This is a genomic window from Pradoshia sp. Z4_20, from assembly GCF_058216035.1.
Genome location: NZ_JBZAJD010000003.1, coordinates 109,402 through 136,366, shown reverse-complemented (window position 1 = coordinate 136,366; position 26,965 = coordinate 109,402). Strand labels below are relative to the sequence as shown.

28 protein-coding genes and 1 riboswitch are annotated in these 26,965 nt (G+C 36.6%); of the genes, 19 read left to right on the top strand and 9 right to left on the bottom strand.

From position 1 onward, the window contains the following. Positions 1–7 precede the first annotated feature (7 nt). Complete coding sequence (locus AC4BHP_RS10780) at positions 8–1,225, top strand: BRCT domain-containing protein (protein WP_490552185.1); 1,218 nt, start codon at positions 8–10, stop codon at positions 1,223–1,225. Positions 1,226–1,259: 34 nt separating this feature from the next. Here the strand turns inward: AC4BHP_RS10780 and AC4BHP_RS10775 are convergent, their stop codons facing one another. The 3 genes from AC4BHP_RS10775 to AC4BHP_RS10765 form a co-directional block, all read right to left on the bottom strand. Continuing rightward, positions 1,260–1,670: a putative ABC transporter permease gene (locus tag AC4BHP_RS10775; RefSeq protein WP_066102067.1), complete on the bottom strand. Its 411-nt coding sequence runs from the start codon at positions 1,668–1,670 to the stop codon at positions 1,260–1,262. Between the two features lie 40 nt (positions 1,671–1,710). After that, complete coding sequence (locus tag AC4BHP_RS10770) at positions 1,711–1,839, bottom strand: YpzI family protein (protein ID WP_066102064.1); 129 nt, start codon at positions 1,837–1,839, stop codon at positions 1,711–1,713. Between the two features lie 182 nt (positions 1,840–2,021). Continuing rightward, positions 2,022–3,206 (bottom strand): NupC/NupG family nucleoside CNT transporter, encoded by a 1,185-nt coding sequence (locus AC4BHP_RS10765; protein WP_066102060.1) that lies wholly within the window; start codon positions 3,204–3,206, stop codon positions 2,022–2,024. 257 nt (positions 3,207–3,463) lie between these two features. Here AC4BHP_RS10765 and AC4BHP_RS10760 point away from each other — a divergent pair, with 257 nt between their 5' ends. The 8 genes from AC4BHP_RS10760 (at position 3,464) to AC4BHP_RS10725 (ending at position 8,811) form a co-directional block, all read left to right on the top strand. Beyond that, positions 3,464–4,252 (top strand): HAD family hydrolase, encoded by a 789-nt coding sequence (locus tag AC4BHP_RS10760; protein WP_066102422.1) that lies wholly within the window; start codon positions 3,464–3,466, stop codon positions 4,250–4,252. A 178-nt stretch (positions 4,253–4,430) separates the two neighbouring features. Next, positions 4,431–5,129, top strand: coding sequence for a Crp/Fnr family transcriptional regulator (locus tag AC4BHP_RS10755; protein WP_490552183.1), 699 nt, complete (start codon positions 4,431–4,433; stop codon positions 5,127–5,129). Positions 5,130–5,456: 327 nt separating this feature from the next. Further along, positions 5,457–5,639, top strand: a complete 183-nt coding sequence (locus AC4BHP_RS10750; protein WP_490552182.1) for a DUF1657 domain-containing protein — start codon at positions 5,457–5,459, stop codon at positions 5,637–5,639. A 32-nt stretch (positions 5,640–5,671) separates the two neighbouring features. Beyond that, positions 5,672–6,532: a DUF421 domain-containing protein gene (locus tag AC4BHP_RS10745; protein ID WP_490552181.1), complete on the top strand. Its 861-nt coding sequence runs from the start codon at positions 5,672–5,674 to the stop codon at positions 6,530–6,532. Positions 6,533–6,612: 80 nt separating this feature from the next. Then, positions 6,613–6,834 (top strand): hypothetical protein, encoded by a 222-nt coding sequence (locus AC4BHP_RS10740; RefSeq protein ID WP_490552179.1) that lies wholly within the window; start codon positions 6,613–6,615, stop codon positions 6,832–6,834. Further along, positions 6,831–7,409, top strand: a complete 579-nt coding sequence (locus tag AC4BHP_RS10735; protein ID WP_490552178.1) for a GNAT family N-acetyltransferase — start codon at positions 6,831–6,833, stop codon at positions 7,407–7,409. Before AC4BHP_RS10740 ends, AC4BHP_RS10735 begins: the two co-directional genes overlap by 4 nt. A 191-nt stretch (positions 7,410–7,600) precedes the next feature. Then, positions 7,601–8,302 (top strand): TVP38/TMEM64 family protein, encoded by a 702-nt coding sequence (locus AC4BHP_RS10730; protein ID WP_490552177.1) that lies wholly within the window; start codon positions 7,601–7,603, stop codon positions 8,300–8,302. A 296-nt stretch (positions 8,303–8,598) separates the two neighbouring features. After that, positions 8,599–8,811: a DUF3006 domain-containing protein gene (locus tag AC4BHP_RS10725; protein ID WP_066102047.1), complete on the top strand. Its 213-nt coding sequence runs from the start codon at positions 8,599–8,601 to the stop codon at positions 8,809–8,811. 174 nt (positions 8,812–8,985) lie between these two features. On the opposite strand, the gene AC4BHP_RS10720 is transcribed toward AC4BHP_RS10725, so the two are convergent. Next, positions 8,986–10,263, bottom strand: coding sequence for an MDR family MFS transporter (locus AC4BHP_RS10720; protein WP_139891521.1), 1,278 nt, complete (start codon positions 10,261–10,263; stop codon positions 8,986–8,988). 241 nt (positions 10,264–10,504) lie between these two features. Next, a complete protein-coding gene (locus AC4BHP_RS10715) occupies positions 10,505–11,764 on the bottom strand; it encodes an esterase/lipase family protein (RefSeq protein WP_490552175.1) in 1,260 nt (419 codons plus the stop codon). 247 nt (positions 11,765–12,011) lie between these two features. Here AC4BHP_RS10715 and AC4BHP_RS10710 point away from each other — a divergent pair, with 247 nt between their 5' ends. The 5 genes from AC4BHP_RS10710 (at position 12,012) to AC4BHP_RS10690 (ending at position 17,055) form a co-directional block, all read left to right on the top strand. Continuing rightward, positions 12,012–12,863, top strand: coding sequence for a GRP family sugar transporter (locus tag AC4BHP_RS10710; RefSeq protein ID WP_066102037.1), 852 nt, complete (start codon positions 12,012–12,014; stop codon positions 12,861–12,863). A gap of 23 nt (positions 12,864–12,886) precedes the next feature. Continuing rightward, positions 12,887–13,672 carry a glucose 1-dehydrogenase gene (locus AC4BHP_RS10705; RefSeq protein ID WP_490552173.1) on the top strand — a complete coding sequence of 262 codons (786 nt, stop codon included), beginning with the start codon at positions 12,887–12,889 and terminating at the stop codon, positions 13,670–13,672. Between the two features lie 108 nt (positions 13,673–13,780). After that, complete coding sequence (gene hpaB, locus AC4BHP_RS10700) at positions 13,781–15,223, top strand: 4-hydroxyphenylacetate 3-monooxygenase, oxygenase component (protein WP_490552170.1); 1,443 nt, start codon at positions 13,781–13,783, stop codon at positions 15,221–15,223. A 275-nt stretch (positions 15,224–15,498) separates the two neighbouring features. Beyond that, positions 15,499–15,819, top strand: a complete 321-nt coding sequence (locus AC4BHP_RS10695; RefSeq protein ID WP_066102026.1) for a hypothetical protein — start codon at positions 15,499–15,501, stop codon at positions 15,817–15,819. An 804-nt stretch (positions 15,820–16,623) separates the two neighbouring features. After that, positions 16,624–17,055, top strand: a complete 432-nt coding sequence (locus AC4BHP_RS10690; RefSeq protein WP_490552167.1) for a WapI family immunity protein — start codon at positions 16,624–16,626, stop codon at positions 17,053–17,055. 346 nt (positions 17,056–17,401) lie between these two features. On the opposite strand, the gene AC4BHP_RS10685 is transcribed toward AC4BHP_RS10690, so the two are convergent. After that, the gene (locus tag AC4BHP_RS10685) at positions 17,402–18,568 is read right to left on the bottom strand and encodes a pyridoxal phosphate-dependent aminotransferase (RefSeq protein WP_139891515.1); all 1,167 of its coding nucleotides are present in this window, start codon (positions 18,566–18,568) and stop codon (positions 17,402–17,404) included. Between the two features lie 495 nt (positions 18,569–19,063). Next, positions 19,064–19,170, top strand: a riboswitch (SAM riboswitch). An 81-nt stretch (positions 19,171–19,251) separates the two neighbouring features. Here AC4BHP_RS10685 and AC4BHP_RS10680 point away from each other — a divergent pair. The 5 genes from AC4BHP_RS10680 (at position 19,252) to glpX (ending at position 24,349) form a co-directional block, all read left to right on the top strand. Further along, entirely contained in the window at positions 19,252–20,265 is a 1,014-nt protein-coding gene (locus tag AC4BHP_RS10680; RefSeq protein ID WP_139891514.1) for a methionine ABC transporter ATP-binding protein, read from the top strand. Next, on the top strand, positions 20,255–20,926 hold the full coding sequence (locus AC4BHP_RS10675) for a methionine ABC transporter permease (RefSeq protein ID WP_066102014.1): 672 nt from the start codon (positions 20,255–20,257) through the stop codon (positions 20,924–20,926). Before AC4BHP_RS10680 ends, AC4BHP_RS10675 begins: the two co-directional genes overlap by 11 nt. 20 nt (positions 20,927–20,946) lie before the next feature. Continuing rightward, positions 20,947–21,771, top strand: a complete 825-nt coding sequence (locus tag AC4BHP_RS10670; protein WP_077247973.1) for a MetQ/NlpA family ABC transporter substrate-binding protein — start codon at positions 20,947–20,949, stop codon at positions 21,769–21,771. A 204-nt stretch (positions 21,772–21,975) separates the two neighbouring features. Beyond that, complete coding sequence (locus AC4BHP_RS10665) at positions 21,976–23,079, top strand: iron-containing alcohol dehydrogenase family protein (protein WP_490552162.1); 1,104 nt, start codon at positions 21,976–21,978, stop codon at positions 23,077–23,079. A 295-nt stretch (positions 23,080–23,374) separates the two neighbouring features. Then, a complete protein-coding gene (gene glpX / locus AC4BHP_RS10660) occupies positions 23,375–24,349 on the top strand; it encodes a class II fructose-bisphosphatase (RefSeq protein WP_066102008.1) in 975 nt (324 codons plus the stop codon). Between the two features lie 105 nt (positions 24,350–24,454). On the opposite strand, the gene AC4BHP_RS10655 is transcribed toward glpX, so the two are convergent. From AC4BHP_RS10655 to AC4BHP_RS10645, 3 genes are all read right to left on the bottom strand, one after another. After that, complete coding sequence (locus AC4BHP_RS10655; protein WP_066102005.1) at positions 24,455–24,832, bottom strand: GtrA family protein; 378 nt, start codon at positions 24,830–24,832, stop codon at positions 24,455–24,457. A gap of 185 nt (positions 24,833–25,017) precedes the next feature. Continuing rightward, the gene (locus AC4BHP_RS10650) at positions 25,018–25,620 is read right to left on the bottom strand and encodes a tetratricopeptide repeat protein (protein WP_066102001.1); all 603 of its coding nucleotides are present in this window, start codon (positions 25,618–25,620) and stop codon (positions 25,018–25,020) included. Between the two features lie 548 nt (positions 25,621–26,168). Then, positions 26,169–26,957 carry a TIGR00266 family protein gene (locus tag AC4BHP_RS10645; RefSeq protein WP_066101999.1) on the bottom strand — a complete coding sequence of 263 codons (789 nt, stop codon included), beginning with the start codon at positions 26,955–26,957 and terminating at the stop codon, positions 26,169–26,171. Positions 26,958–26,965: the final 8 nt, after the last annotated feature.

The window sequence follows — 26,965 nt, the reverse complement described above, 5'->3', positions numbered from 1 at the left end:
ACTGACAATGACTCATACAGATAAATACCAACTACGACTTAAAGAATACTTAAAGCAAGCTGGCAATCCTTTGCTTATCAAATTACTCATCAATGGTTTAACAGTAGAAATGACATATCAAAATGGACTTCTTAATAAGGTAATCATGGTTGATCAAAACCATTTTGAAGTGGATGTAACTCAAGTAGTTCGAATCAGTGTAGATGTCCCTGACAAGATTTTGTTTAAGGGATTATTAAAGGTGAGGGCACATGTCATTCACACCTTCTCGGATTTTGAAAAGTTGAATCGAAATGGCCTGTATTTACATCATAAAGATTTAACGAAAAAAATACTCCAGCAGCAGATGGATTATGAGCAAAGAAAGCTAAGGGTCATTGTTTCAAATATTGTTGATATATTCGGCTTGGATAATGACAGTGGTTATAATGAGATTGAACAGGTAGAGTTTCTAAAGAATCAAGGATTTCACGTGGTCTATTATGAGCAAATTGAAAATAGTATTGAAGGAATTCATTTATTTTACGAGACTTTCATGGAGTATCACCGTCAAGAGATAGGCTATTCCGTATCAGGTCTGCAAATACTTTCTGCTGATTCACATGACTGCAACGAAGGGTTCATATTACCTTTTACATCTGATAAAGCAATTTTAACAGTTGATGATATTTGTCCTGAGGTAATTCCATCTGGAAGGATTGAGCCTATTGTCAGAATAAAAGCGATTGATCTAGCAGGAGAACGTTATTATTCCCTTCGGATGCATGGATTCTCTTTAATCAAGTTAATGGATATTCGAATTGGCGACCAGGTTTTGATGTCGGATGTACAAACTATTATAGGGGTGGAAATAGAAAAACGGACAGGTACAGAAACTTGCTTTGTCCTACCTGAATTTTGCCCCAATTGTGGGGATAAAGTAAAGAATGATGGTGAGCAACTATATTGTACAAATAGCGATTGCAGGAATAAACCGGTATTCAATCGAGAGCAGCATGGAATAAAAGGTAAGACTGTGGTTATAACTGGTACACTTTCAATAAGAAGATATGATTTCAGGAAATTAATTGAACAAGCTGGTGGAGTACTGGCGGGAGCGGTTACGAACCAAACAGATTACTTATTAATGGGGTCAAAAGGGGTAGGGACAGTCAAATATAGAAAGGCAAAATCTCTTAAAGTGCCTATCATAACGGAAGAACAATTTAGATTGATGATTGAATAGGTGAGGGACCAATGAAGCTCATTGGTCTCCTTTATTAATTTATGCGAAGGTTTGAGTGATTTTTCTGGAATAACCAAGAGTGTAAACGCGGATATAGGATAATTCCAGCTATTGATAAAGGCAACCATAATAGAGCATAGGGTACACAAATTTGTCCATAAAGATTAAAAGGAAGGGCACTATAATCCCATATAGATAGCTTTAGCCATATATTTAAAATAAGACCGGCGCATAGCTCTAGGAAGGTCACTAAAAGAGTACCAGCCAAAGCTTTCAGATACAGCGGGATCTTAATTAGAGTCAGGAACCCAAACAGAGTGAAGCAAATACCACCAAGCACCCCCATTGTCCAATGAGTATGTCCCCTCCATATTAGCTCTACTAACAAATAAAGAGCGCCGCCAATAATCCCAAGGTGTAAGGTTTTCATGAGAGTAAAAAACATTTGGACGCCTCCTGTGAAGAAGTTTATATAAGCTACAAGATTATTGGTCTTTTCGTGCTTCATCAGCTGTGTCCAAACGCGTAGAACCATTATTATGTAGTGCTTGATCACGGTCAGATTCAACGCGCTTGCTGTTTCTCAGCTTCTTTTCTTGTCGGTCTTTACCCATATTACTCACTCCTTTTCGTGGATTAAGCTTAGGGTAACCTTTCTTTGGTTTTTCATTACTATTTTTAAAGGGAAAATATACAAGTACAAGTTAGGAGAAATTGTAGGAATAGGAATCGCTAATTTTTATAAAAAAAGATAGGATTCTTGGGTTATCTCCAAGAATCCTATCCGAGGTAATTATTAAATAAATAATCCTACAATTGTAGCAGACAAGATAGATGCCATTGTAGCTACGATGAATAGTTTGAAACCAAATGCGCTTACTTCTTTTGCTTTTGCACCATTGATCGCTTGGATAGATCCGCTAATGATACCAATAGAAGAGAAGTTAGCAAATGAAATTAAGAATGTGGAAATAACAGCAACTGCTTTCTCAGACATGTCAGCCATTAAAGGTTGGAATTGTAAAATCGCAGCAAATTCGTTTGCTAACAATTTTGTACCCATTACAGATCCAGCTGTGATCATTTCGCTTGCTGGAATACCCATAATGAAAGCGATTGGAGATAAGAGATATCCTACAATTGTAGTCAAATCAACTCCAACAATTCCGCCAACAATACCATTTAAAAGTCCTAGGATTGCTAAATATGCAACTAGCATTACAGCAACAATTACGACTACTTTTCCACCGTCTAATGCTCCGGCACCAATGGCTTCAAATACATTTTTTGTTTGAACCATATCGTTAATATCGATTTCAGTATCTTCCTTCGTTGCTTTAACTGGTGTCATGATGGAAGTAATGATTAATGCACTAAACATATTAAGGAAAATAGCGATTAATACAAATTTCGCAGGCAGCATTGTCATATAGGATGCAATCAACGCTGCAGATACGCTTGCCATTGCTGATGTTGAAACAATAAATAGTCTGTTTGAATTTAGCTTACCAATTTGACTTTTAATTGCAAGAATTGCTTCTGATTGACCGAAAAATATAGAGTTAACAGCATTGAAGCTTTCTACTTGAGGTAAACCAGTGATTTTTGAAATAAGTCCGCCAATATATTTGATAATATAAGGAAGAATTTTGTAATGTGTAAGTACAGATAATAATGCAGATGTAAAAATAACAGGCATTAAGACATTTACAAAGAATGGAGAACCTCCTTCAGGAATCCATCCACCAATTACGAATTCGATACCTTCCTGGGAGTAACTTAATAATTTATTGAACGCTCCAGCCACTGCATCAACTACCTTTAAACCGACAGTTGTACCTAGTAATAAGAAAGTTAGAACTAACTGGAAGCCAATCATGATGGCAACAGCTTTAAAATTGATATTCTTTTTATCATTGGAAAATAAATAGGAAATTCCTATTAGCAATGCGATTCCGAGAATACCGAGAATAATGCTCATTAAAAAAACCTCTCAATCTTTTTATTTATATACAATCATTTTGCTCAATGGCAATAAAAATAACCATCAGCCTTGAAGAATTATACTTATATAACAAACTGACTTACAAGGACATATGTCCCAATAAAGGCTTTAAAATAAATATAAAAATTTTCTAAAAAGTGAGACCGATAATGGAAAATACTTTGAATCATGTAAAAGAGGTAGAAGTCATTTATAATAAATTTATAAATAGCATCGAGGAGAGAGGGCATTACATGATTAAATTAATAGCAACAGATATGGACGGCACATTTTTAGATGATCATAACCAATTCCCTGAGGATTTTTATGAAGTTTTTTATAAATTAAAAAAGAAAGGGATTATTTTTGGAGCAGCCAGTGGACGTCAATATTATAATCTTGTAGAGAGATTTCATGATATAAAAGAACAAATGCTATTTATTGCTGAGAATGGAACATATGTTGTATATAAAGGGGAAGAGTTATATTCTCATACATTAAACCTTGAAGAGGCAAGAAAATTTATAAAAATAGCAAGAACCATTGAGGGAGTACATATCGTCCTTTGTGGGAAAAAAGCAGCCTATATTGAAAGGTCGGAACCAGAGGCACTTGCAGAAGTAAATAAATATTATGCCCGATGTGATTTGGTTGAAGATTTAATGCTTGTAGAAGATGAGATTTTAAAGGTAAGCCTTCTTGATTTCAAGGGGGCTGAGCAAAACAGTGCAACCTTCTTTACTTCATTTAAAAAGGATTATCAAGTGACGATCGGTGGCTATTTTTGGATGGATATTATGAATGCGGGTGCCAATAAAGGCATCGCCATAAAGCGAGTACAAGAGCTTTTAAATATACACCATAATGAAACAATGGTATTCGGTGATTATTTAAATGACCTTGAAATGATGCAAAGTGCTTATTATAGCTTTGCGATGGGAAATGCCCATGATCAAATAAAGGACATAGCCAGATTTGAAACAAAAACAAATAATCAGTCAGGCGTGATCGAAACGATTAAAGAACATATACTGATTGCATAATAATTTGATAGATTTAAAGTAGAGTGACTTTGGTAGAAAAGGTCACTCTTATTTTGGTTGGAAATGATTATATATTTACCATCTCAAATATAAAAGCTATACTTCTACTCGTAATTCGTGATGGAATAGGGAAGATTACTGACAAACGAAGGTTAAATAATTGAAGGTGAAACATCTGATGCAAAAAGCTGAAAGAGAGAAGTTCATTTTAAAGTATCTAAAAAAATATGATATGTGCGAGATTTTTTCTGGCATTGATTTAAATGATATTGATGTTGTGCAAATAAAAAAAGGACAGTTGATTTGTTCTAAAGGCGATGAAATCAATGATATGTATATTCTCGTTGAAGGAAAAGTTAAAATATATACCATAACCCCTGATGATAAACGCTTAATATTGCGGTTCCAAAAATCATTAGGAATTATTGGCGATATTGAATATATACAAGGTACAGTTGTACTTCATACGATTGAAGCTAGTACTGATTGTCTGGTGTTAAAAATACCGTTTCATACCATTAGACATACTGTAGGTAATGACGCAAGGTTTCTGTCATTTTTACTAGACGTGGTTACACGTAGATTTCGTGCTAAAACTGATGCAGCAACATTAAATCTTTTATATCCTGTTGAAGTGAGATTAGCTAGTTTTTTATTATCAACAACTACAGATGGTGAGCGTCCGGTTTATCATGAAGAAGCTGTAGGTTCAAGTTTAAAGGATATTGCGGATATGGTTGGAACAAGCTACCGACATTTAAACCGTATAATAAAAACCCTTTGCAATGAGGATATAATCAGTAGATCGAATGGTAAATTATTTGTTAAGGATCTCAATAGGCTAAAGGAAATAGCAAAAAATAATATTTATGAATAATAAGTGAAGAGTATATTCAAATGAAATATACTCTTTTTTATTTTTGAAAAGCATACATAAACATAAACAGGGAAACCTTGAAGCTTTAGCGTTAAGTAAAGATCGTGTGTATAATACCGAACATTTTTCCAGGAAGCAATAGCAAAAAACGCCGTAATACTAACCGATTTAATGGAAGAGGAAGATTTAATAGGCCACAAATGAATACTCATATATTCGAACGGCTAATAAAGCCGGCCCTTCTGCATCAAGGACAGTATAGAAGAAATATTAGAGCACATACTAAAATAAAATGGGTAATTACCTTATGTAGTGGAGGTAGGAATGATGACTGTTAAAGCAACAGTAAGGATATGCCTGGCAAATCTTGAAGGAATTGAAGCTAGTCTATCAATTTTAGCGTTAAATACAGAACAAAAAGAGTCTGCTGCGGATTTGCATCAGGCAATGTTGCTTGTTGGAGAGATTGTTACAGATATTAAAAAAAGAGTCGAAATATTAACAAGCTAAACTCTTTATCATTCGGAGGATGTGTATTGGAAATGCCAGATTGGTTAGATGTCATAGTAAGATCCGTGCTTTTTTTACTAATTTTATTCATCATCACCAAAATACTCGGGAAAAAGCAGATAGCCCAGTTATCTATGTTTGAGTATGTCACAGGAATAACAATAGGGAATATTGGAGCTGAAGTTGTGACAGGCCTGGACCAAAAAATCCATCTGGGAATCATCGCGATTGTTGCAACAGCAGCTATTCCTTATGTATCAGGCCGGATCACTCTAAAAAGCAAGAAGTTGCGTGACTTTGTTGATGGCAATGGTACTGTTTTAATGCAGGATGGTAAGGTTTTGGAAGGTAATTTAAAGAAAGAGAAAGTTACTACTGATGAATTACTAGAGATGTGTCGTAAGAATGGTGTTTTTGATATTTCAGAAGTAGATTATGCTGTATTAGAGGCAAACGGAGTATTGAATGTCCTATTGAAAAAAGAAAATAGACCATTAACAGCAAAAGACTTGAATATGAAGGTTCCAAAAGAAAGAGAGCCACAAACGGTTATAATGGATGGAGTAATCTTATCTGAACCACTTATACGGATTGGCAAAAATCAGTCATGGCTGAACAATGAATTAGCTAAAATGAATGTGACATTGGATAATGTATTCATCGGACAAGTAAATACATATGGTGAACTAACAGTCGATTTGTTCGACGATAAGATTCGTGTTCCATCTCCTCAGGAAAGACCCCTATTATATGCCACGATGAAAAAATGCCAGGCAGATTTAGAATTATTAGCACTATCATCAGATGACAATGAAGCAAAACAGATGTATCTAAAAAATAGTAAAAAAATGCAGGAAGCAATTAAAAAGGTCGCCTATATATTAAAGCATTAAGGACAAGGGACATCCAAAATGGAAGTTCCTTGTTTTATTTTTGGTATATTTTACAATGAATGTAAAGAGGGAGGGTAATGATGCAAGTAGTAACTAACGAATTAGCAAAGTGGATTGAAGAAGTTGAAACTGACGCATTCTATTCGAGATTATCAAGAATAGAAAAAATTCCGGATAATCCTATGGGTAAAGAAATACGAAAGTTCGGTAATGCGATAGCTTTTGTGGCTCAAAATATCCCAGGTCTAGCATTTAACAAAATAAAAGGAATAATGGATAAAGATATTAATTTATTGAATTGATCCAATTATACAACGATAAAGGGGTTCCGGCGAGATTTGAAATTACCCCTGCACATGCAACATCCATTCTCTACTCGGCCCTTGCAAACCTTGGCTATTTACACACCAATCTGTATGCTGATCCACAAAAGTTATTAATAGATGGAGATGAAAATTCATCAGTTTCAATACGCGAGTTTAAATCAAACGAATTTGATTTATTTGCAGAGCTGTATATAGATGCTTTCGATATGCCGTTATTTTTAAAAGAAAATATCGCCCGCAATAATGAAATACTGTATGGTATGCCTGGATGGAAATTTTATTTAGCTAATTATATAGATAAACCTGCGGGCATAGGTGTACTATTTATGGGAGAGAGGGGGGCATACTTAGCTGCAGCAGGAACTATACCGCAGTATAGAAATAAAGGGGTTCAGGGAGCTTTAATACAACGACGGATTATAGAGGCAAAACGAAATAATTGTAAGGTAATAGTTGGTCAGGCGAGCTTCGGCAGTATCAGTCAAAATAATATGGAAAGAGCAGGGTTGAAAATAGCCTATACAAAGTCAGTATGGACTCATCAATCATAAGCTATATTGGAGGCACAAATTTGAGCCTTCTTTTTTTATTACCCGGGAAATGTTATTATAATATTTTTTGAAGAATATGGAATGAATGTATGAATAAATAGTCTATAAGTTTAAATTTTAGGGTATAAGGTAATATGCTGTCTTTCCAGTGCAAACTGGAAAGAAAAAGGCAAAAGAGAAGATGGTGAGAGATGAAGAAAAACATTTATAATCATTTAAATGGCAGAAAAATCTTTATTACTCTTTTACTCCTATTTGCTATTTTCTTTTTTGTTCAAATACAGGAAAGTACCTTTTATAAGGCCATTATAAATGGTAATCACGAATATATAAAAACAGCTGTATTGGACTCCATTCTATATGTCTACGTTTTCATGCTGTTTATCATGATTATCCAGAACTCATTTACAATTATTCCCCTGATTCTCGTGATTACTATCAACATTACTGTATTTGGATTTTTTAAAGGCTTTATTTGGAGCTGGCTTACAAGTGTTCTGGCGGCAATGATCATTTTTATCTTCATTAGGTATCTATTCACTGATCGTTTTTCGTCGAAAATTTCTCCTAAACAATTACAAAAAATTGAAGATAAAGGTGTTTCTTATATATTGGTTGCTAGAGTTACTCCTTTTATACCAACCAGCATCATTAATATAATTGCAGGATTAAGTTCAATTACATTGCAAAAGTTTATATTAGGTACGGCCGTTGGAAACTTTATTTATTTTTTTATCTTGGCCCTTATTCCAGCAGGTTTATATTCTAGTGGAATCAATGAATACGTGATAGTGGCAATAATCATTTTACTCATGTCTGCATCCTACTTGTTCTCCAAGATAAGAAATAAAAGGAAAAATGATTATACTAAATTAATGCGTAATAAATGTTAAAAAGAGGGAAGATGATATACTATCCCTCTTTCTTATTACCTTTTTTTCGTTAATCATTATTAGTGTAAAAGGATTTGTTATTTAATCATAATTAATTGTTTTATGCAATGGCTCTAACTGATATTGTCTATTTTTCGTTGAACCAATTGAGGGGATATTTGGGTGGATACGGAAAAGTCGCAACAAATCCAGCCAATTACTACTCGCCAAGGGAAAAGAGAGAGTCCTTTTTTAAAGACAAATGAGGACATATAACATGCAAATATCTTTTACAAAGCAATAAGGAGGAACAAACGATGATATTAATTGTTAATCGAATAGAAGGTAATTTGGCAGTCTGTGAGAAAACTGATAAAAGTATGGTGGATGTTGAGTTGAGCAAATTGCCTGTTGATGTAAGGGAAGGAGATATCCTTATTGAAAAGGATGGTAACTATAAGCTTGATTTAACGCAGACTGAAAGAAGGAAAAAACGTGTACAAGATCTTTTGGAAGACTTATTTGAATAAATACCTATTTCACTATCTTACGCCGAAAAAAGCTCAAAGCATTTTGCTTTGAGCTTTATTTTCGTGTACAACTACATATTTACTCTGCTAAAGAGGATTCCCTAAACTCAATATAAAACAGATGAGGAATGGGGTTAATTCTCCATTTACCTTAAAACCAGCTTACTTCATCGATTAATCGGTTATGCTCATTGGAGTCTCAATCTCTGCCTCAGTTTCAGGATGTATCCTTCTGTCGAGAGCAGGAACGATCTTGATAAAAATAACAATCCCAGCTACACCGATACCAGTAATAAAAATGGATGTAGCTAAATTGGATAGATACGCACTTAATGTAATCGTTAGAGAACAAATTAAATTGGCCACATTATAGGTTAATCCGTTTACAGCTAAATAAGAGCTCCTCGCATGTTCAGGGGGCAAATTAGCCATATAATTTTGCTGGACGGGCACACGCAATACTTCAGCAACAGTTGCGATGAACATTGCTCCGAATAAGAACCAGATATTATTAGAGTAAGAAATCACAGCATAGCCGGCTACAAAGACAATGCAGCTGGTGATTAATACATTTCGGTCGTTCAAATTAGAAACAAGCTTTGTCGCAAACAGGGCTAAAATTACAACCAAAATCGTATTTTCTGTACGTAAGAACCCGACCATCTCAATCCCGCCAAATTCGATTCCTAATAGATTCTGAATGGATAGATCCTCTGACAGTCTAATACTCATATAGCTTGTTAATTGGAATTCCATTGATAGAACAAAGATTCCTGCTAATACGTATAAGACAAAGAGTTTATCTTTAAAAACAGAATGATAATTTGAAAATAATTGTTTGACATGTTGGGGTGGTGTTTTTTTCTCTGTTTTATTTGGTATGTAGCTTTCTTCAATAAAAAATGTAATTAAGGTCCATGCAATCAATGAAGTAATTGAAAGAGCGAGGAGTAATTCAAAGAAGTATTCTCTAAACATAAATCCGCCAATGGCACCGCCAAAAGCGATGGATAGATTATTTGCCCAATACATAATGGTATACATCGATTTTCGTTCCTCAGGACGGCTGACATCAATCAGCATTGCCTGATTTGCAGGCCCTGCTAAGCCCCAGCATATACTGTTAACAGTCATCATAAAGAATGTAATCAGCGGTTCTGTAAACCATGGTGAATTGCAAATCATCATGGTAACGAATGCTAAAAATCGAAGCGATTCAGCAAATACGATTAATTTTTTTCTGCCGAAGCTATCTGAAAAATATCCTCCAAAGAAATTTATCGCTATGCCGACAAACACATTAATCAGCAATAAAAGTCCCGCCATTTTTACCCCGAAATGTGAAGATAAATAAATCGCCATGAATGGAAATATCATACCTCCAATGGCGGAACTTAAAAATGACTCTATAATACGTATTTTAATTGTACGGTGAAACTGTTTAAAACCCATGGTTGACCCTCCCCTTTTCCCATTATGTAATTTTATAACATTCTGATAATATTTCAATATAAATTAAGAAAACATGGAATATTGTTTCTATTTCTTATTCTATTTTTAAAAATGGAAGATTACATCCGTAATTTTACGGATAGAATCTACAACTTTCGATGGAGCATAAAAAAGCCAAATTCACAAATAAGTGAACTTGGCATAAGCATTTTTTTACTTCCTTTTTTCAAGCAAAGTGCAGTTATTCATCCAATGAGTGTACATTTTCAGCTATATCTTTATAAAGCGGATAAACGTTAAAGGCTGGCGTTTTACTGCTAAGGCTGAGAATGCCGATAAAATCAATATGATCCCAATTGCTCATGATAGGGTAGTAGTTCCATTTCCCTTTTTCTGCCACCCCATTATAGGCTTTTGCTGGTTGTCCAAATGGCGAAAAAGATGAAACCGTACTGACTAATCCATCGTTTGGCCACCAGCTTTTATCTATAATGGGTCCATCTTGTGGATTAGTTCTACTAAATTTCCCTAAGAAACTGGTAGGTTGATGAAGAAATAAATGAGTGTAAGCAGATGGTATATGCTGACCTGTCAAAATACTCTTTTTGGAGGTTTGACCGGTGTAGGAGAAATAATAAACATCTGATTTTGTCTCTACCTTTTGATTAAGTACAGCAGCCCCTGGTGTACTTAAATCATATGCACTTATATCAGTACTCTCCCAAATCTTACTGTTAATGACTTTGGAGAGATACGATTTAAAAGACTCCCCGGGTTCTATGCGAATTCCCCAATGGTCCAATTTAAAATCATATACTAAGTTTTCTTGGCTAATCCCTGTAACACTGGCGACATTAATGATTAGATCTTTAACAAAAGATATTATTCTATTTTCATCATCTGCATATGTTGTACCGTTATGTGGGGTAGCAATGCTGCTCACACTGTGCACCCACGATTTATTGCCTTCAAAAAGAGAGGACATACTTTCATTCGGGTGGACCTGATGATAGTCACGTTCTTCTGCACTGCCGTCTTCTAGAAGATCAACTAAACTGCGTGTTGTTAATCCTCCCATGCTGTGGCCTACAAGGTGAACCGGATGATCAGCATCCCACTCAGGGTAGACCCCTTCATAGGTGCGCCCATAACGTGAATGTCCATGCTGTTTGGCATGGGACGCTCCGTAATCTACCGTGCCGCCTTTAATATAATAATAGAGTTCTACTGAACGATCATAGTTGCTGGCTACTGGACTGACACTTGCTACAAATGTTTGATGGCCCATGCTTTCTAAGTACTCCGGAACATCCTTTAGTCCGCCCCAATAATTGTAACCTAAAAATTCGCCTTCTCCCCATCCACCTAAACCATGGACCAACACGATAGGATAATCATTGCCTTGGTTTTCAGCGGCACTCGCCTTTGTCTGTGGCAAAAAAGCAAAAAAGCTAATGATTAATCCTGTGACCAAAATAAGATTTGTTACTTTCAATCCCAAAACAATTCCTCCTTAAAATAAAAAGTAGCCCATGACAAAGCGACGGGTTTCGAGTTCTTACGAAGGAGTATTTTAATAATTCTGTCATTTATCACTATATGTTAGCGCTTACATATTAAGCAAGTGGAAAATTATGAATTAAATATAAATAGGAAATTCAGCCTAACGTTTCCGGATAGGTAAATAAGGGTATTTTACAGCCATATAAAAGTAAAAAGATTCTATAAGGGTAGAAAGTGGGATATGTATGTCGGGAATATTACTAGCATTATTAGCTGCTGTATGCTGGGGCAGCTTGGTATTAATTAGCGTAAAACTTGGTGGAAATGCTTATAGCCAAACATTGGGAATCACATTGGGTGCATTTCTCTTTGCTGTAATTATGTTGTTTTTTTCTGAACCTGTATTTAATCCTACAGTTTGGATTGTAGGGTTGATTTCAGGAGGACTGTGGGCAATTGGGCAAACAGGGCAGTTTATTAGCGTCAAGTATATAGGTGTATCGAAAACAGTACCCATTTCAACGGGCATGCAATTAATCGGAACTTCTTTATTTGGTTTGATTGTTTTTAATGAATGGAGCACGAAGGCTCAAATTATTATGGGGATACTGGCTCTTTGCTGTTTGATTGCAGGCGTGATTCTTAATTCAGTCGGAAATGATAGCGATGAAGAAGGAAGTCAGTTAAAAAAAGGCTTAATCACTCTGACATTATCGTCATTAGGGTATATAGGCTATGTTGTTATTATCAGATGGTATGAAATTGATGGCTGGTCAGCTATTCTTCCGCAGGCTACCGGAATGCTAATTGTTGGTCTTGTAATAGGCTTTTGGAAGCATGCGTTTGATAAATATACAGTGAGAAATATGCTTTCGGGGCTTGTTTGGGCAACGGGTAATATTGCACTTCTTCTGTCAGTTCCAAAAATCGGAGTAGCCACAAGTTATTCTCTTTCTCAAACAGGTATTGTGATTTCCACGCTTGGGGGGATTTTCTTATTGGGTGAGAAAAAGGATAAGAAAAGGTTGATAATGGTCATCGCAGGCTGTCTCCTTGTTATTGCCGGAGGCGTTATATTGGGATATACCAAGAAATAAATAGTCGAGAGGAGAAACGTACTATGTATAAAGATTTAGAAGGTAAAGTTGTTGTTATAACTGGAGCAAGTAAAGGGCTTGGAAAGGCCATGGCCCTTCGTTTTGGGGAAGAGAAAGCAAAAGTAGTTATTAATTATCGTTCAACTGAAAAAGATCTAGATGAGATTGTTCGAATCATTAAAGCCTGTGGTGGGGACGCCATCACTGTTCAGGCGGATATTTCGAAAGAAGAGGACGTTAAAAGGTTAATAAATGAGGCAGTTGAGACATTTGGTACACTTGATGTCATGGTTAATAATGCTGGAGTTGAAAATGAAATGCCTTCACACGAATTAAGCCTTGAAGATTGGAATAAGGTTATTTCCACGAATTTAACAGGATGTTTTTTAGGAAGCAGAGAAGCCATTAAGTATATGGTTGAACATAAGATAAAAGGTTCCGTCATTAATATGTCATCTGTACATGAGCAAATTCCATGGCCCCATTTTGTCCACTATGCGGCAAGTAAAGGTGGGGTTAAACTAATGAGTGAAACGCTTGCCTTGGAGTATGCTCCGAAAGGAATTCGCGTAAATAATATATGTCCGGGCGCAATCAATACACCTATCAATGAAGAAAAATTCAATGATCCTGAAGCGAAGAAGCAAGTTCTTGATCTTATTCCGATGGGATATATCGGTAAGCCTGAAGAGGTTGCGGCGTGTGCAGTTTGGCTTGCTTCGAAGGAATCAAGCTATGTGACAGGATTAAGCTTATTTGTAGATGGTGGAATGGCACAATATCCAGGTTTCCAGGCAGGCAGAGGATAAACATCCCTAAAAAGTCCAAGCCCTTTGGATAATTATTAGACATTCGTACATACATTATGATGGTATGTACATAGTCTACTGTATCTGAATATACAAGGGTGGAGTTTTATGCCGACAAGATCTGGATCGGAATACATCGAAAAAATAGATAATCTTCATTCATCGATATGGATAGATGGACAAAAAGTGAATGGTAAAATTTCTGAACATCAAGCTTTTAAAGGAGTCATAAAGAGTCAGGCTGCATTATATGATTTGCAATTAAAGGAATCCAACCGAGATATCATGACATTTCGTTCACCTGTTACTGGCAATCTGGTTGGGACCTCTTTTTTGGAACCAAAAACAAAAGAGGATCTAGAAAAAAGAAGACTAATGACACAAGTATGGGCTAAATCGAGCGGGGGGTTTTTGGGCAGATCACCCGATTACATGAATACTGTGATGATGTCCTTTGCTTCTGCAGCGGCTGTTTTTTCTGAGCAGGATGAACGTTTCACTAAAAACATGCTGACGATATTTGAGAATGCCCGCGAGCAAGATTTATCTTTCACCCATACTTTTATCAATCCACAGGTAAATCGCTCATCCTATTATGTTGAAAATTTTACCCAGACAATATCTGCGCAGACGACAGAAATAAAGGATGATGGGATTGTTATTAATGGAGCTAGGCTTTTAGCCACACAGGGAGGAATTACGGATGAATTACTGGTATTTCCTTCTAATGGTGCTAGCCATAATAAAGATTTTGCGTATGGATTTTCCATTCCAAGCAACACGCCGGGACTGAAATTTATATGCAGAGAACCATTTAGCTACCGTGATTCAGCATTTGATCATCCGCTTGGTTCCCGTTTTGATGAGGTGGATTCCATTGTCGTGTTTGATCAGGTATTGGTTCCCTGGGATAGAGTGCTCTTTTATGAGAATCCTCTTATAGCTCAGAAAATTTATCAGGAAAGCAGCTTCCATTTACTGGCTGCGCATCAGGTTACAAGCAGGAGAATCGTCAAGCTGAAGATGATTTTGGGGCTTGCTCAAAAGCTAATTGATTCCATTCAGGTGGGTGAGTATCAGCATATACATGATAAAATCAGTGAAATATATGTTGGTTTGGAATCATTAAAGGCGTTGCTGCTTGCATCTGAAGTAAATGCCAAGGCGGATAAGTGGGGAACGATGGTACCGGATGTAAATCCGTTACAGGCATCCATTTTATTGTTTGCTCGTTTGTATCCAAGATGTACAGAAATACTTCAATTAATCGGAGCGAGTGGGCTTATGGCCATTCCAACAGAAGCTGATTTTTCATCAGAAATCGGTGCGGATCTTGATTTGTATTTGCAGGGAGCTATCGTTGGAGCAGAAGAAAAAGTGAAGATTTTTCGGTTGGCATGGGATATATCCATGAGTGCTTTCGGATCGCGGCAATCCCTGTATGAACGATTCTTTTTTGGCGACGCAGTCAGATTGGCTTCAGGGCTCTATATGAGTTACCCAAAAGAAAAATATGTTAAATTAATTGATCAATTTTTAACTGAATACTAAGAGGGAGGACAGTTATCGGATAATGATAGCTGTCTTTATTTTTTGTGTTTTTGCACATCAACAAGTCTACATTAATCCATACATGGAATAAAATTGATGATTTTGTGGAAAATAGCTGATTTTTGTAACATTTAGTAATTAGTGGGATGACTTGCAAATCGATTAGAAACTAAATTAGTTATTATCTTAATATTATAGTAGGTATTGTAAATTATCTGTTTTTAATTAATAATTAGAGTATAATTTGTAACGACTTTTTATCGGAAGGGAACCAAATGAAAGTGAGCATTAAAGAGGAATATGAGAAGCTAGATGTTTCCATGGGACAGATAAAGTATGCAAAGAGAATACAAAAATTGTTATGCGAAAGATTGGATATGGAATTGCCAAGCGAGTATGAGCTATCTGAAATTGTGGTGGAACAGGCTTTGTTTACTTATATAGATATATTAGAAAAATATTATCGCTTGGATGGAAAACCGTGGGAAGAGTTTTATGCAATATATCATGGAGTAACTAATGTTCCTAGACAATTAGAGGACTTTAAAGAACAGAAAAAAGGGACTTTGCAACTTTTAAGAAAAAGGGAGAGCTAATCCTCAGCTGAAGTAAAACTTTGAGGAAAAAGAAGCACTTAGCTAATGCTACCTCTCTTTGTGAAAGAATAAACTGAAACTATCGGGAGTACCCGCTCCAATATCAGAGCTGTGATGTAGTGACCCCAATAAGTTAGAAATCTGACTTTTGGGGTGTAATACTGATCAGCTCTTTTTTTGCTATGCAGCTAGGGGCAGTATATTTCAATGGAGTATGGATATTTATGTTAAAGTGAACATGTAGGGAGGAGAGATAGTTGGTTTATTTCGCAAAGACTCAAAGAGTAGCATTATGGTATATAGTGCTATTAATGATATTGACAATTTCAATAAATGACTTTTTCGATTGGTTATTATACTTCCAAATGATATTTTCTTTAGTTATTCTTGTTTTATTATGTATCAGATATAAATTTGTGATAAATAATGACTATTTGACGTATCAAATATTGTTTTTTAAATGGCCTTTATATAAAACAAGTATATTTCCCCATCAAATAAAACAGATTAAATTTAAACGAGTCAATTGGTATACCAAAGGTGCTTTTATGCAAGTTAAAAAAGGACTTACCATCCGAATTGTAAATTTCAATCCCAACGACGTTTTCAAAGAATTAGTTGATTTTGCTAACAAACATGGTATTCCATATTCTAAAACGAAAGATTATATAATTATAGAAAAATAGTCTTATTCCCTAACGAGGGCAAGGGCTGGTTGATCAGCTCTTTTTTGCTATTCGGTTAAAGGAACAGATTAGTACAAGATGACCAAAGCTAATAAGTTATAAAATATGAGGTGGTAAAATGAAATTCCATCTATTGGGAGAAAAAGCTAAAGTAGAAATAGATATCATAGCTCGTGAATATCCGAATAGCTTTGATTATTGGGATGGAAACTGGGTTATTTCAAACGTGAAAGTTGAAATCCCTGGATATTATGTTGATTTTATTGCTAGTTTAAGAACTGATGACATTAGGGATTTTTTAAATGATTTGAAGTTAATGAATAAGGATTTATCGGGTAAAGCTATATTGAAAAATTTAGATAGCTTTATTTATTTTGAATGTGAAATGGATAAGTTGGGGCATATAGAATGGTCTGGAGAGACTTGTTATCCGACAGGAAGTGGTGCTGTAGTATCCTTTGAATTTGTATCAAATCAATCATATTTAGATGATTTGATTAAAGAATTAGAGAATATAATCTCTCTATATCCAGTTATAAGTAAACCGTAGCTATTGTATTAACAGGTCAATAGCAGAAAATCAAGGCTGTCAGTTGACGGTCTTTTTTTATGCTCCCCATTAGGTAAGACAGTTTGAAAAATCTGGCTTACCTAATGGGGAGTTTTTCTGTGCTCAAAAAAAAAGAACGCTGTATTGATCACATGGGGCGATTGATTTTGGGGCACAGTAAAATAGAATAGTATTATTAAAAAAACGAATTTTAAAAGAGGCGTTAATAGCATCTGTAACAACGTTATCAATAGAGATTGAGCGGCAGAACCCCTTAGAATTCAGGGTTCTGCTTTTATTATATTCATTGTTTACTAGACAGGGAGCAGTTCAATACCGCAGTTGTTTAAGTGAATATTCCTAGCTTTCCAATACGTTCAATAGCTTCTATTAGCCGGTCTTCGTCTACTAATAAGCCGACACGAATGTAGCCTTCTCCGTATTCACCAAAGCCTTTTCCTGCTGCAACGGCTACATCTGCTTTTTCAAGCAAATAATCAGCAAAGCTCTCGCTCTTAAAACCGGCAGGGACAGGAAGCCAAGCAAAGAATGAACCAGTTGGGGCTTCGACTTTCCAGCCGATTTTATTGCAAGCGCCAATGAGGGAATTTCGTCGTCGTTCATAGCGTTCGATAAGCTCTTCTACGCAGGATTGCTCCCCTGTCAAGGCTGCGATTGCCGCTTTTTGTACAGCAGGGAAGAGGCTGACGTAAAGATGATCTTGAATGAGATTGAGTGCTTCGATGATAGCTGGGTTTCCGATAGCAAAGCCAACACGCCAGCCTGCCATATTGTAAGTTTTCGAGAGTGTGTACATTTCAATGCCGACTTCTTTTGCACCCTCCGTTTCAAGAAAACTGATAGGTTTTTGTCCATCAAAGCCAATAGCTCCATAGGCAAAATCATGAAGTACGGTAATGTTATTTTCTTTTGCAAATGATACTGTTTTTTCAAAAAAAGCATGATCTGCGGTAGCTCCGGTAGGATTATTTGGGTAGTTTAAATACATTAGCTTTGCATGGGTCCTTTGTTCTAAAGGGATGCTTTCATAATCCGGCAAAAATTGATTATCTTTTGTTAGTGGAAAAGTTTCATAGTTTACGTTTGCTAATACAGCTCCAGATAAATAGTCGGGATAGCCTGGGTCTGGCAAGAGCATTAGCTCTCCATCGTTGAGCAAGCACATTGGTAGCTCAACTAGTCCGGCCTTCGTTCCAAAAAGGATGGCAACTTCAGTTTTAGGGTCAACCTCGACGCCATATTGCTTGTGATAAAATTGTGCTGCCGCTTCTTTCAACTCTTCCAAACCCCGAAATGGAGAATATTTATGAGTTTGTGCATCTTCAGCCGCCACTTGCAGGGCTTTGACGATATGCGCAGGAGTAGGTTGATCAGGATTTCCTTGTCCGAGATTAATAATGTCTCTGCCTTCAGCTATAGCGCTGTTAACTTTTAGGACAAGTGTTGCAAAAAATTGGACTGGCAGTTTTTTTAAGCGTTCTGAATATGTCATATAATTCACCTTTACGAAGAGAATATAGTTTTGAATATTTAAATAATAGATAAAATTCTATAACCTTTATTTAGAAATGTCTATAGTGAGCTGAAAGAATTTGAATATAGCGGTAGTAAATGGTTATTAGATTTGCTGAGTCATAGATTATAGGGGAACGTTTGATGAAGTGGGTGTGGTAGCTTTTTCAGAAATGATTGTTTTTCGGAAAATGTGAAATGTGGAGACTATACATTAAATGAGCTTGTTTGGCAGATGAAAATAGTGAGCGATGAAAGTGTTATTCAGTCGGCTTGCGAAAATGTAGAGTTTTACATTATCGTCAGTTCAGCCCTACGAAGAAGAATGGGGAGTTTTTTAATCCGATGTATGTGGATTGGAATATTTTATTGAAATTGCAATGATGAAAGCGGTTCAACAGTTTACGTCAAAAAGGTTTTTGTTGACAGACTATTCTGAAGTCTGTAATATCATAAACAAATCAAATAAAGCTATAGCTTATCGAGAGCGACCGAGGGACTAGGCCCTATGACGTCCGGCAACCCCCTTAATAGGGAAGGTGCCAATTCCTGCAGAATGTATTACATTCTGAAAGATAAGTCGAGATAGATGTATTTCGATGCCCCTTTCAGATGAGAGGGGCATTTTTGTTTCAAAAAATGTGTAGAGATAGAGGTTGGCATATGATAAAAATTCAGAATGTTAATAAGATTTACAAAACTAAAAGCGGTATAGTAAATGGAGTTGACAACGTTTCCTTAACAATTAAAAAAGGCGAGATATTCGGGATTGTCGGGTACTCAGGAGCAGGTAAAAGCTCGCTGCTACGCTGTATTAATTTGTTGGAGCGTCCAACATCGGGAAATATCACAGTTGATGGAATTGATCTGGCTAAGTTGAGAAGCAAGCAATTGCGTCATGCACGCTTAAAAATCGGGATGATTTTTCAGCACTTTTATCTTATTAGCCAGAAAACAGTTTTTGAAAATATAGCTTTTTCTTTAAAGGCAGCAAAAGTGCCGCAGACTCAAATACAAGACCGAGTAGAAGAACTGTTGAAAATGGTCGGATTAGCTGAAAAGCGTGAAGTGTATCCTTCGCAGCTAAGTGGGGGACAGAAGCAGCGTGTAGCGATTGCAAGGGCGTTGGCGAATAACCCGACAGTACTCCTTTGTGATGAGGCGACTTCAGCACTAGATCCGACGACAACGAAATCAATATTGAATTTGTTGAAAAAAATCAATAAGGAGCTCAATATTACGATTGTGTTGATTACACATGAGATGAATGTAGTAAAGGAAATTTGTAATCGAATGGCGATTATGCAGGATGGCAAGGTCATTGAGGAAGGCTCGGTGTATGATATTTTTGCTAAACCCCATGCCGATCTTACGAAGGAATTCATTAACAGTGTTGTTTCGTTCGATATACCTGACGCTATTTACCAAAGTTGCAAGGGTCCGATTGTCAAGGTGACGTTTAGGGGAACGGTTGCCGGTGAGGGAGTCATATCGGATACGCTTCAGCAATTTAATGTAAAAGGCAATTTTCTTCATGGCTCAATTGAATATATTCAGGAATTGCCTTTAGGTATTTTTATCATGGAGCTTCGCGGACAGAAGGAAGAGATTAATAAAGCGATATCTTATATAGAAAGTCGAGAGGCAGAAGTGGAGGTGTTCCAACATGGGCTTTGATTTCAACCACTTTATAGAGCTTATTCCTGAAATTAACACAGCATTTTTGCAGACGATTTACATGATTTCCATTTCTTTAGCTGTCGCAATCGTGATTGGTTTACCAGTTGGAATTCTATTATATGTGACAGAAAAGGGTTTATTTTGGGAAAACAAAACGGTTCAGAGGATATTAGGATTTGTCGTCAATTTGGTCCGATCAATACCATTTATTATTTTATTGGTTGCTCTTATGCCATTGACCGAATTTGTTGTAAAGACAACGATTGGACCAACAGCTGCTAGCGTATCGCTGTCAGTCGCAGCTATTCCGTTTTTTGCGAGAATCGTTGAAACGTCTTTACGAGAAATTGATAAAGGTGTTATTGAAGCCGCGATAGCAGCTGGTGCGACACCGTGGATGATTATTAAGGAAGTACTATTGCTCGAAGCGAGATCAGGTATCATTTCGGGTATTACACTTACATTAATTAGCTTGATTGGGTTTTCTGCTATGGCAGGAACGGTCGGTGGTGGCGGTATTGGTGATTTAGCGATTCGCTATGGGTATTATCGCTATGATAATACCATTATGATTGCAACTGTTATTATTTTAATCGTATTGGTTCAGGTTATCCAACTTGCCGGTGATTTCATCGCAAAAGTTATAGATAAAAGATAATAGAAAAGGGGAATTATTTCATGAAAAAGGGGTTAACAGCATTTATTTTATTCTTAGTGGTAGGTACATTGGCAGCTTGCAGCGGCAATGAAAGCATTGAGGATGCAAGCTCAGAGTCAAAGGATATTAAAATTGGAGCTACTTCTGGTCCTTATAGTGATATGGCAACGAAAGCAATCAAGCCAGGCTTGGAAGAATTGGGATACAAAGTAGAAGTGGTGGAGTTCAGTGATTATATTCAACCGAATAAAGCGTTAGATGGTGGAGATATTGATGCGAACCTTTTTCAGCATACTATTTACTTGGAAAACTTTGAAAAAGAGAACAGCATGGATTTGACAGGGTTAATTAAAGTACCGACTGCGCCGATGGGTATTTATTCAAACACGTATAAATCTTTGGATGAAGTGAAGGACGGAGCGACGATTACAATTCCGAATGATCCGGTAAATGCAGCTCGCGCATTCAATACACTTCAAGATGAAGGATTAATTGTAGTAGATGAAAATGCAGAACCCCTTAAAGTTTCTGAAAAGGACATAATCGAAAACAAGAAAAACTTAAAATTCCAGCCGCTAGAGTCAGGACAGCTACCTCGATCTATTGACAGTGCAGATTTATCAGCAGTACCAGGAAACTTCGCATTAGCTGCAGATATGGACTTATTAAGTGCATTAGCGCTTGAGAATATGCTTGATCCATATCGAAATTTAGTGGCTGTAAAGGCTAATAATGATGATTCACAGCTAGCTAAGGATATTTTATCAGTGGTAGAATCTGATGAATTCGAAAAAATAATCGATGAAGAATTTGTCGGCTTCGGCAAGCCTGAATGGATGAAATAATAAGAAAAAATGTCCTCAGTTCTCTCTTTGTTTTATGTATAAATACTAAGGCTGTATATCCCTTAGATTAAACAACTAATTCGTAAACAATACAAAACCATAGAAGGAGCATGGCGGGTGTAAGGTTAGACATACAGAATATATAAAGATAACACTTCCCACTTTATTAATGTTTTTAACAGCAAATAGAAATGAGTGATGAAAATGACTGTTTTTTCAGTTCATGGTGCTCCAAGTGAATATATTTTGAAAGATAACGCTTTAGATTTATTGGAAGCTAAGCTGCTGGAACGCAATCTCTACAGAGTTCTTGTGGTTCGTGGCAAAAAGTCCTGGGAGGCAGTAAAGCCGTATTGGCCGCAAATGGCAGAGGTAGAATTGGAAGAATATACGTACGGAGGCGAGTGCTCATTTGCCGAAATCGAGGCGGTTACTAAGCTGGTCAAGCATCATTCATTGGATGCGGTAATAGGTGTCGGAGGCGGAAAGATACTCGATCTTGTTAAGGCGGTTTGCGATGCGACTGAAAGGCAGTCCATTCTCATTCCGACATTGGCATCTAATTGTTCGCCATGGACGCCTTTAAGCGTTATATATGATGATTCCGGAGCTTTCATTCGTTATGATATATATCCGGTTTGTACCAGTCTGGTGCTAGTGGAGCCGCAAATTTTAGTTGATGCTCCAATAGAAATGTTAATTGCCGGTATTGGAGATACTCTTGCGAAATGGTACGAAGCGGATGTACAGATGGCTGTAATTGATAATAAGACTGTTCCACTGCAAATTGCTCATTTTGCTGCAAGAGAATGTAAGGATTTATTGCTAAAATTCGCCCGTGGAGCTGTTGAAGCTGCAAAGGCTGGGGAAGTAAATGATGATTTCGTCAAAGTAGTGGAAACGATTATTATGTTTGGTGGCATGGTTGGGGGCTATGGTGATTATTACGGTCGAATTGCTGGCGCTCATTCGATTCACAATGGTTTAACGGTACTTGAAGAAACTCATCACGCCTTGCATGGTGATAAGGTGGCATATGGCATTTTAGTTCAGCTAGTGCTGGAAGACAAATGGACAGAAATTGAAGAGCTTCGACTGTTTTATGAGGAGTTGGGCCTTCCATTATCCTTAACAGATTTAGGTGTGGAAGATATAACGGAAGCGCTGATTGCTGAGGTTGCTGAAAAAGCAACAGTTACGGGTGAGTCGATTCATGTAATGTCAATTGGATTGGTTACAGCTGAGAGGGTAGTGGAAGCAATTCAGAAGTTGGAGCAATTTGTTTGTGAGAGTGAGAAATCTTGCTAAAGTTGTTTACATAAACGGTCATCATCCACTCTAGGAATTAGAAGGTGTTTTAGGATTAGTTGAATGTGCAGGTTTCTTAGTAGACAGTTAAAAAGCTGTCTACTTTTTTTATTAGTCGTTAGCAATAATGTTTATGAAAACAGCCTTATCTTTACATGTAAATAAAGTTGTTTTTTCCTAATTAAAATGCTTATCTGGCTGCATAGTTTATTACCAAAATTATAAACTTGTTTATTTGTATAAATGAACCCTAAAATGGATAGGGAAATTTACTATTAAACGAAGGAAGTTGATTATGGAATTCACCAAGTATGCGAGTAAGAAACACACCGTACAGCAAATTGCAGAAGATCTGCTACATGTTACTCAACAGGCAGCTATTGCTTCATATCCCTGGATAGGAAAGGGAAATAAGATTGAAGCAGATGGTGCAGGGACAAGGGCTATGAGGCATCATTTAAATACAATCGATATGTGTGGAAGAGTCGTAATTGGTGAAGGAGAAATGGATGAAGCGCCAATGCTTTATATCAATGAAATGCTGGGAAATGGGAACGGTCCGGCAATTGATATAGCTGTTGATCCGGTGGAAGGTACTACGTTAATGTCTAAAGGGAAAAATCATTCAATGGCTGTGTTGGCTGCTGCGAAAAGTGGAAGCATGCTTCATGCTCCTGATATGTATATGAAAAAGATCGCAGTTGGGCCAAATGCAAAAGGATGTATTAATATAAATGCCTCCTTAAAAGAGAATATGCAATCAGTTGCGAAGGCCCTTGGAAAAGATGTAAGAGAATTGACCATTATGATTCAGGACCGCGACAGGCATAGTACTTTAATGGCACAGGTTCTCGAACTGGGAGCGAAGTTGAAGTTATTCTCTGATGTTGATATAACGGGCGCTATAGCAACTGGAATCGATGGAATGGATATTGATATGCTTGTCGGTACAGGCGGAGCTCCAGAGGGTGTCATCACTGCAACTGCACTAAAATGTCTGGGAGGAGATTTTCAGGGGCAGCTAGTTCCTATGAATCAGGAAGAATATAACCGATGTGTACAAATGGGTATTGAAAATCCAACTAAAATTTTCGAGCTGGATGAAATTATTCGTACAGATGATTGTTTATTTTCTGCAACGGCAATCACCGACGGTATGTTTTTGAATGGAGTCAGGAAGTTACCAAGCGGGAAAATGAGTACCCACTCCTTGTTACTGGTAGGCGCAAATACAAGAAATACAAAATTTATCCATACACACCACCATTAATGCTTTCTAAAAATAAAATCCTATAAAAGCAGTGATGATATGCTTTTATAGGATTTTTTTATTTCAAGGTTGATCAATACTTTCAAATCTTAATCCCGAATTAAATTAATCCTTTGCAAGAATCATTTTTGAGAGTAAAAAGGTAAAAGGAATCGCAATAATAGTAGCGATTATAGGTGCTATATTATCATGTATGGAAAGCAACTGGACTAAAATATAAATGGCAAGCGTGGACACTAAGATATTAACGACATAGGTTAATGGGAATTGAAGGAATTTTTTTAAAGTTGGTTTCGTTCGATAGGTAAAATAGGAATTCAGATAAAAGGAGCCAATCATACTGATAAAAAAACCAAGTAAATGGGCAGTCATATAGTTCATCTGAAACACTTCTTTAAAAAGTAAATACAAAATATAATAGTTGATTGTATTTACAATGCCAACCATATTAAATTTCCAAAATTCCTTTTCAAATAAAATCATCGAGTACAACCAGCTTTCTTCGCTTTTTTTCTAGGTTCTCTTATTATACTCAATTTAACAGTCAGCTAAAATATTCCATAAAAATGGATAAGGGTTATTAGTGATAGATGCGAAGTAAATGACTGATTACTATATGGATATAAAAAGAAGTAAGACCGGAAATGGTCATTCGCGGTCTTACTTAGTTACTGGTTAAATAGATGAAACTCTTTCCACCAATCCATTCCAATATCCCGATAAAAATTTAATTTTGTTAAGTTATAGGAGTTAGGTTGATTCAGTAAATATTTTTGAAACTCATCAGCTTGCTTTTTTTGTTCCTCCGTAACAGAACGATGGTTATCGAGTAATACGTGACCTAGTTGATGCAATAAATGGGAGTGGACATTTTTTATCGCATCTTTAGGTGTGTACTTAGCGGCATAGTGCAGGGACTTAAGATAATGGCTTGCTGATTTTTCAAAATCATTAAGTAAGTAATTCATCTTCCCGATTGATTCATGAACACGCATTTTATCCATGTCTGTTTTAGCCAGTGATAAGGCTGCTTCATATGTATCTCTAGCTTTTTGCAGGTTATTCACTTTTATATATTGATCAGCCAAAAGGATTGTAGCAGGAAACACCATTTTACTGACCCTCTTTGGCATTTTACCCGAGATGGATTGCAGGGCGGTTTCTAAAAGCTTAATAATTGTATCCGTTTCTGTGTTTTCATCAGCATTAAGTGCTTTATATAAAAGTTCTTCAGTTGGGTTGGTATGGTGAAACTTATTCAAGATACTCATATAGCATCACCTTTCAGAAAATTTATTATATTAATATAATTATAACATGTTATTCCTGTTTTCATCTTTCCTAATTTAATTAAAAATGCGAACTTCATTGTGCTGGAATGTAAGAAACACGATTTTAAAATAGCTATACTTAGAGCCATATGAATCGTTTCACAGCCAAACCGACAAGCAGGATAAGTTAGACACGATTCAATCTATTAACAAGGATACTGAAAAAAGAAAGGATACTGATAAAGAGTAAGGAATTAATGGAGATTACTCTACCCATTGCTATAGAACGGGTTTGCTCAAGAATAATGACAGGTAAAATTACGGAAGTTATAACACCTCCTATGTGGGAGAGGAGTTGTCCCGAAAATAAGGACTTAAAAACGTGATTGTAAAGGGATTGAAGTGCGTATTTTTTGGAAGCAATTTATGGATTAGAGACTATGAAAATATTCCCTTTACTTTAAATTACCATATAATTCAAATGAATAGGGGATAAAACAAAAAAAGCCCAATAGACTTTTCTATTGGGCTACTAATTTGCTATTCTTCTATTTTCCACCAAACATATCGAAAAGACCTTTTGCTACACTGCCTTCATCGCTTGACCCGCCTCTAGACGGCATAGCGGAAAACACTCTGCTTGCAAGGCGGCTGAAGGGGAGTGATTGAACCCAGACTGTTCCAGGACCCTGCAATGTAGCAAAAAACAGACCCTCTCCGCCAAATAACGCGGTTTTAATACCTTTGGCAAATTCAATATCGTAATCGACATTTCTGGTCATTGCAACGATACAGCCGGTATCTACTCGTATTTTTTCTCCTGGAGCTAATACTTTTTGATGTAATGTCCCTCCGGCATGCACGAAAGCCATCCCATCACCCTCGAGTTTTTGCATGATAAATCCCTCACCGCCAAAAAAGCCAGCCCCAATTTTTTTCTGGAATTCTATACCTACTGATACACCCTTCGCAGCTGCTAAAAAGGAGTCCTTCTGGCAGATTACCTTTCCATCCAATTCACTTAAATCCAAAGGAACGATCTTTCCCGGATATGGAGAAGCAAAAGATACATGCTTTTTTTGAGTTCCTTCATTTGTAAAGGTGGTCATAAATAAACTTTCTCCAGTCAGGACTCTTTTTCCGGCACTGAATAATTTGCCCATCATTCCAGATTGGGAAGAAGAACCGTCACCGAAAATGGTTTCCATTTGAATCTGCTCATCCATCATCATTAAGCTTCCGGCCTCGGCCACGACTGTTTCTTTCGGATCTAATTCCACTTCTACAAATTGCATATCGTCTCCGTATATCTTGTAATCAATTTCATGGTTGTTCATTGCCAAAC